Here is a 5,320-nt window from a genome sequence, read left to right on the forward strand (position 1 = left end):
ATGTTTATCGTGTAGTTGCTTGGCGCGCGGCGCGGCTACACCGCGCCATTGCTTGTGACAGTTGCGTAAGTCCTGATGCTAAAAAAACTTGAATTTGACTGTTTATTCATATAGTGTCGATCTGATGAGCTATCTTGCCTACCAAGGCTTGTATCCTTAGTAGGCAAGGATTTTAGGATTTATCTATACACCGTAGCCAAAGCAGCAGGGAAACTACAGAGGGTAAATATATACAGATTCACAAATAAATGGTACAAGAAATTTTACTGTGCGAAACTGTCCTCTCCGATTCGAAGAGGGATAGATTTAAACTTTAGTTTAAGGGAGGTAGAGGTTCGACGAACGCCTAGAAAACTAGATTTTTCTGTTAAAGCATAACGAATGCCGTTCGTTGGAAGCTCACGTTAAAAGATTCTACTTACCTTATTAAGAGCTATGAGGAATACGTTCAATTTCCGCATATCCACTGAAAATAAGTTTTTGACCTTCAGTTTCTAATCGGTTGAGCCGCATTTTCACTCCATCAAGGTCAAAACGATCTAAATCAACCATATTATCTAAAATTTCTACCAGCGCCACGCTCAGGGTTTGCGAAATTTCTCGTTGTGCTTCTGGCACTTGGTCAAGTTCGATTTTTGGATCTTTAAAAGAAACTCGCCGCCGCCTTTCAATCCCTAAAGTTAGGCTCATGTTCAGAGGAACGAGTTCGCCATTATTTAAATCTGCTTTTGCTGCAAGCTGTAAGCGATTTCCTGGTAATAGCTGTACCTGAACTTCCGTAAAGGAGACTGGTTCACCGCCAGATAATGCCGTCAGTGATGGTACGGTGAGGTTAAGCAGGCGCTTTTTCACCAGTTCTGCATTAAAGGCTTGATTTATGCCTGCTTCTGATAAAATTACTTGAGCGATCGCTTGAGTAGGTTGCTTGAGACTGAGTTTGCCTTTTAAAACCGAGCCGAAGTCAATGGCAACCGCATCGGTTTCAAAAGACATCTCTTCTACCGCGAAATCTCTCCGAATCACCAAGCCACGACCGCTCATCTTGAAGCTATCAATGCTGCCTTGCAAGAGCTTGCTGGAGGGGTAGCAGCGCACAAAGACTTCTACTGACTCGCTTTGGGTAAACAGGTGGCGAATCGTTTGGCTGGCGACCGTGTTGAGCATTCGCTCTCCCCAATCAGTGCCTTTAGGATCTTGTAAACCAGTAAGTCCGCCGAACATGTGGTTTTTAGTCTCTAGAAGTTCTTTGTACTTTTGTAACAAACTATGAAGAATACAGCAAGCGATCCCGTGATTAATTGTGCTGATAGGTAAGAGTTGGATAGCTGATGATAACTAGTTAAATGTGTCAAATATTACTGATATTATTAAATAATTATCAATGTTAGCATTATATTTAGTGCAAATTTAATGCATAATCAAAGTCATGCTGAACATCGTTTGAGATATTCATTCCCTCTCAAGCTTCAAGCGCAATACTTCTGAATTTATTCAGCTAATGAAGGAAACTGGACAATCGGTGGTGTTAACCGTGAATAGCAAAGCAGAACTAGTTGTGCAAGATGCTAAGTCTTACCAGAAACTTCTAGAACTTTTGGAACATTTGGAAACAATTGCGGGAATTAGAAAGGGACTGGAGGATGTAGACGCAGGTAGGACAAGACCTGTTGAGGAATTTCAGCAAGAAATGCAGCAAAAATATGGCATTTCAAGTTAGGACAGTCAAGACAGCAGATGCTCAAATTGAGGCAGCATACCTGTGGCTGAGAGAGTACAACCCAGATTATGCAGATCAGTGGTTTAGAGGGTTGATGGATACTATTGCATCTCTTTAAGAAAAACCTCGTCGGTGTGCCTTAGCTGTAAAACATGAGGTATTTTCTGAAGAAGTGCGTCAACTTTCCTATTGTTATAAGTGCAGCATTCTAGCCAAATGTGGCAACGGCGTAACCAGCGATACTCTTGCCAGGGAATGAAACGAAATATCCTAGAAGCTGCAATGCCTACTACAGCGACGATTGCTTCCATAGTTGAGGCAATGCAGGTGCAGCAAACTCTTCTACATTTGCATGGCAAAACTGGGTTGCTGAATCCAGGGGAGAAAGTATTTCTAGGTTTAAATCCTTGGATGGCTTTTAAGGTGCAAATTCAGCGACAAGAATCTTGTATCGCCCATGATTTAACTATTGAACCAACAGTCAATATCGAATACGAACCAAGTTTCAGCGTTAAAGAAATTTTGCAGCATTTGGATGAATCTGGATTTTCACAGCCTATTCTCTCGCTGCAAAATGAAGTCATTGGGATGATGCGATGTTTAAATCCTAATTGTGGTTATCAAGAGCAAGTTAATACACCCCTACGCTAATACCCGAAATCAAAGCTGTCTTGCCCCAAGTGTAACCATGAACGTGATTTTGATGTCATTAGGAATTTTGGACTAGAGGCATCTGGGGCAAATATTAACCTTGGAGAATTATGTCTACCGAAGAACGAAATTTTACACACTCCTGGAAAAAGTCTGACTATTGGATATGGTGCGATCGCAACTTGCAACCTCAAGAAAAAGTGCGATCGCACCATATCCATTAATTATGACGCTATCTGGTAAATTGCAGGTCGATATCTCGGTTCAGGTATTGGTTTGCCCTCAACTTTGGCAGCATGTAACCATGCTGCTTTGGCTTGTAAGACTTCATGAAGTGCTTCTTCTTCTGTTAAACCAAATGCTGAACAGTATTTCAAATCAGGAATATCAGCAATATAGCCTTCATCTTCTTCACTGTAGAAGATATTAATATGATAGTTTTTCATTTTTCATCTTCCAAAGTAAGTGCATATTCTTCAACCAAAATCAAAAATTGACGGGCTTGATAAGGAACAGCTTTGCCCTTTTGATTTTATAGGTTAAGCAGATTATGAATATCTGGATGAGTAAAAATGTGGTGACTGCCATTAATCCGTGATAGAGAAAATCCAAACGCCTCAAACAAAGTAACCAGTTCATGAAATTGAATATTTCTGGAACCAGAAAGGACTTTCTCTAGCAATTTACGCTTTTTCGACATTTCTACACACGATATTGCCATCTTTCTTAGCCATCTAGTATCGCCACTAAAATACGCAGTAACTCTTCTATATCAGCAGGAACACGATATAAATTCAGGTCTTGAGTTATTTGGTTGGAGGATAGGAATTTTGCTCATAGCTGCACGATTAAACCTGCATCTGCATCAGATTTTCAAACGGATGCTGATTTTTCCATCGGTAAGCATTAAAATCTCTAAAATCTATCGACAAAATTCTTCCATGTCCCAAGTGTTCTGCTAAAACCACTAGCGAAGCATCGGCAAGATCCATTGGTAAGTTCGCATATTTTTCCATCAGTTCACAAATACGTTTACCATGATGGGGTTGCAAATCAAAAACCGTAAAGACCCCTAAAAATAAGTTATTAATGAAACTTACTTGGGTGCGATCGCCCATCGTTGTTAAAAGTAGATAGCAAGTTTCTGTAACGACAGGCCAAGTCATAATTAGAGGTTCGTTCAGATTGGCAAGTACCATTATTGCTTGAGTGTGGTACGAGTCATTGCGATTTGCCAATGCTAACCAAAAGCCAGTATCAACGATAATCATACTTAGCTTTTAAGCCATCTCTCAAAATTGATTTGTAATTTATAGACAGCTTAGGATCTGCCTCGCCGCAACCAATAAAGCCTGTTTCGGTGAGCATCGAGAAAGAATTCTTTTGCTGCTGCTGAAGTTGTTGGTAGTACAATTCCAGGGCAGACTTAATCACATCTGTTACAGCCTGATTAGTCTGCTGTTGAATATAAGCTAGTTTGTCAGCATACTCGTCATCTAATCGGGCATTAATTCGCATCGTTATGCTCTCTTGTCATACAATTGTATGACAAGACTAACATATCTGCTACCTCGCTAACAATTTTCGTCGCAGATTGTCCAATGCTGCATTCGCACTCACATGACGAATTAAAGCGCGTCCTCGCACTGTACCAAACTGATACTCAAAACTTGCCACTTCATCCTTTGGGCCAGCTAAACCAACATAAACTAAACCCACCGGCTTAGTATCTGTCCCTCCAGTTGGGCCAGCAATACCAGTAATACTCAATCCCCAAGTTGTTGCAAGGCGGGTTTTGACTCCAATTGCCATTTGCTCTGCAACAGTTGCACTTACCGCCCCAAATTTATCTAAATCTTCCTGGTTAACACCCAGCAGCCTAACCTTCACCGAATTGTCATAAGAAATTACGCCACCCCAAAAGTAATCAGAACTCCCAGAAATCTCAGTCAACATTTGCCCTAAACCACCACCAGTGCAAGATTCTGCCACCGCAAGCGTTTCTTTTGATGCCCGCAACAACTCACCGACCACGGAAGCAAGAGTATCATTATTAACTCCATAAAAATCCACTCCGGCAATTTCTTTAAGTTGTTTTTCAATGGGCGCAATTAGGTCTTCTGCGGCTGCTTCTGAAGTGGCTTTAGCTGAGACTCGCAATCTTACTTCCCCTTTACCTGCATAAGGGGCTACTGTCGGATTTGGCAACTTCAAATAGGAAGAAACTTTTTCCGCCAAAGCTGATTCACCAATACCCCAAAACTTTAAACTCCGACTGTAAATAATTTCTTTACCCCAACCTTGACTTTTGAGAAATGGCACGGCTGTTTCTTCCCACATTACGTGCATTTCACTAGGAACACCCGGAAAGGTAAAAATCGTGATTTCAGGGCGAGGCTGCCAAATAATACCGGGTGCTGTTCCAGTGGGGTTGGGGAGAATTTCTGCACCTTGGGGAATTAAAGCTTGCTTGCGGTTACTTGGTGACATAACCCGACCTCGTTGGGCGAATTTTTGGTTTATGTCTTCGATGATGTCAGAACGTTCTACCAACGGGACTTTAAAAAAATCGGCGATGGTTTCGCAGGTGAGATCATCTGGTGTGGGGCCGAGTCCACCAGTGAAAATGAGAATTTGCGCCCTGGAAATAGCAATTTCTATAACTTGCTTCAACCGTTCTGGATTATCCCCAACCACTGTTTGATAGTAATGAGGGATACCTAGCTGCGCTAATTGTTGCGCTAAAAATTGAGCATTGCCGTTGAGGATATCTCCTAGCAGCAGTTCAGTACCAACACAAATAATTTCTGCACTCATTGGATTGGGGAAGGGGAGTAGAGAGTGGGGGATGAGGGAGCAGGGAGCAGGGGAGCAGGGGAGCAGGGGAGCAGGGGAAAAGGTTAAAGGTTAAAGGGAAAAGGAATAAATTTAATCTTTCCCCTTTTCCCCTTA

The 5,320-nt window shown here is 41.8% G+C and carries 9 protein-coding genes; 3 read left to right on the forward strand and 6 right to left on the reverse strand.

Going from position 1 to position 5,320, the window contains the following annotated elements:
* Window positions 1-426: 426 nt before the first annotated feature.
* Window positions 427-1,221 carry a DUF2993 domain-containing protein gene (locus tag RMX98_RS35960; RefSeq protein ID WP_322678322.1) on the reverse strand — a complete coding sequence of 265 codons (795 nt, stop codon included), beginning with the start codon at window positions 1,219-1,221 and terminating at the stop codon, window positions 427-429.
* A gap of 226 nt (window positions 1,222-1,447) precedes the next feature.
* On the opposite strand from RMX98_RS35960, the gene RMX98_RS35965 reads away from it, so the two are divergent.
* From RMX98_RS35965 to RMX98_RS35975, 3 genes are all read left to right on the forward strand, one after another.
* Entirely contained in the window at window positions 1,448-1,717 is a 270-nt protein-coding gene (locus RMX98_RS35965) for a type II toxin-antitoxin system Phd/YefM family antitoxin (protein WP_322678326.1), read from the forward strand.
* The gene (locus RMX98_RS35970; protein ID WP_322678321.1) at window positions 1,701-1,835 is read left to right on the forward strand and encodes a hypothetical protein; all 135 of its coding nucleotides are present in this window, start codon (window positions 1,701-1,703) and stop codon (window positions 1,833-1,835) included. The genes RMX98_RS35965 and RMX98_RS35970 overlap by 17 nt, the downstream gene beginning before the upstream one ends.
* A gap of 137 nt (window positions 1,836-1,972) precedes the next feature.
* Entirely contained in the window at window positions 1,973-2,368 is a 396-nt protein-coding gene (locus RMX98_RS35975; RefSeq protein WP_322678320.1) for a hypothetical protein, read from the forward strand.
* A gap of 224 nt (window positions 2,369-2,592) precedes the next feature.
* On the opposite strand, the gene RMX98_RS35980 is transcribed toward RMX98_RS35975, so the two are convergent.
* The 5 genes from RMX98_RS35980 to RMX98_RS36000 form a co-directional block, all read right to left on the reverse strand.
* The gene (locus tag RMX98_RS35980) at window positions 2,593-2,814 is read right to left on the reverse strand and encodes a type II toxin-antitoxin system HicB family antitoxin (RefSeq protein WP_322678319.1); all 222 of its coding nucleotides are present in this window, start codon (window positions 2,812-2,814) and stop codon (window positions 2,593-2,595) included.
* An 86-nt stretch (window positions 2,815-2,900) separates the two neighbouring features.
* Window positions 2,901-3,089 carry a type II toxin-antitoxin system HicA family toxin gene (locus RMX98_RS35985; RefSeq protein WP_322678318.1) on the reverse strand — a complete coding sequence of 63 codons (189 nt, stop codon included), beginning with the start codon at window positions 3,087-3,089 and terminating at the stop codon, window positions 2,901-2,903.
* 127 nt (window positions 3,090-3,216) lie between these two features.
* Window positions 3,217-3,639, reverse strand: coding sequence for a type II toxin-antitoxin system VapC family toxin (locus tag RMX98_RS35990; RefSeq protein ID WP_322678317.1), 423 nt, complete (start codon window positions 3,637-3,639; stop codon window positions 3,217-3,219).
* Window positions 3,626-3,886 carry a CopG family transcriptional regulator gene (locus tag RMX98_RS35995; protein ID WP_322678316.1) on the reverse strand — a complete coding sequence of 87 codons (261 nt, stop codon included), beginning with the start codon at window positions 3,884-3,886 and terminating at the stop codon, window positions 3,626-3,628. Before RMX98_RS35995 ends, RMX98_RS35990 begins: the two co-directional genes overlap by 14 nt.
* A gap of 48 nt (window positions 3,887-3,934) precedes the next feature.
* Complete coding sequence (locus RMX98_RS36000) at window positions 3,935-5,185, reverse strand: competence/damage-inducible protein A (RefSeq protein ID WP_322678315.1); 1,251 nt, start codon at window positions 5,183-5,185, stop codon at window positions 3,935-3,937.
* Window positions 5,186-5,320 lie beyond the last annotated feature (135 nt).

The organism is Nostoc sp. DedQUE02 (assembly GCF_034531035.1).
Lineage (GTDB): Bacteria > Cyanobacteriota > Cyanobacteriia > Cyanobacteriales > Nostocaceae > Nostoc.

Coding starts and splice junctions, on each gene's coding strand:
- RMX98_RS35960 (WP_322678322.1), bottom strand. CDS start 1,221: ATGTTCGGCGGACTTACTGGTTTACAAGATCCTAAAGGCACTGATTGG.
- RMX98_RS35970 (WP_322678321.1), top strand. CDS start 1,701: ATGGCATTTCAAGTTAGGACAGTCAAGACAGCAGATGCTCAAATTGAG.
- RMX98_RS35975 (WP_322678320.1), top strand. CDS start 1,973: ATGAAACGAAATATCCTAGAAGCTGCAATGCCTACTACAGCGACGATT.
- RMX98_RS35980 (WP_322678319.1), bottom strand. CDS start 2,814: ATGAAAAACTATCATATTAATATCTTCTACAGTGAAGAAGATGAAGGC.
- RMX98_RS35985 (WP_322678318.1), bottom strand. CDS start 3,089: ATGGCAATATCGTGTGTAGAAATGTCGAAAAAGCGTAAATTGCTAGAG.
- RMX98_RS35990 (WP_322678317.1), bottom strand. CDS start 3,639: ATGATTATCGTTGATACTGGCTTTTGGTTAGCATTGGCAAATCGCAAT.
- RMX98_RS35995 (WP_322678316.1), bottom strand. CDS start 3,886: ATGCGAATTAATGCCCGATTAGATGACGAGTATGCTGACAAACTAGCT.
- RMX98_RS36000 (WP_322678315.1), bottom strand. CDS start 5,185: ATGAGTGCAGAAATTATTTGTGTTGGTACTGAACTGCTGCTAGGAGAT.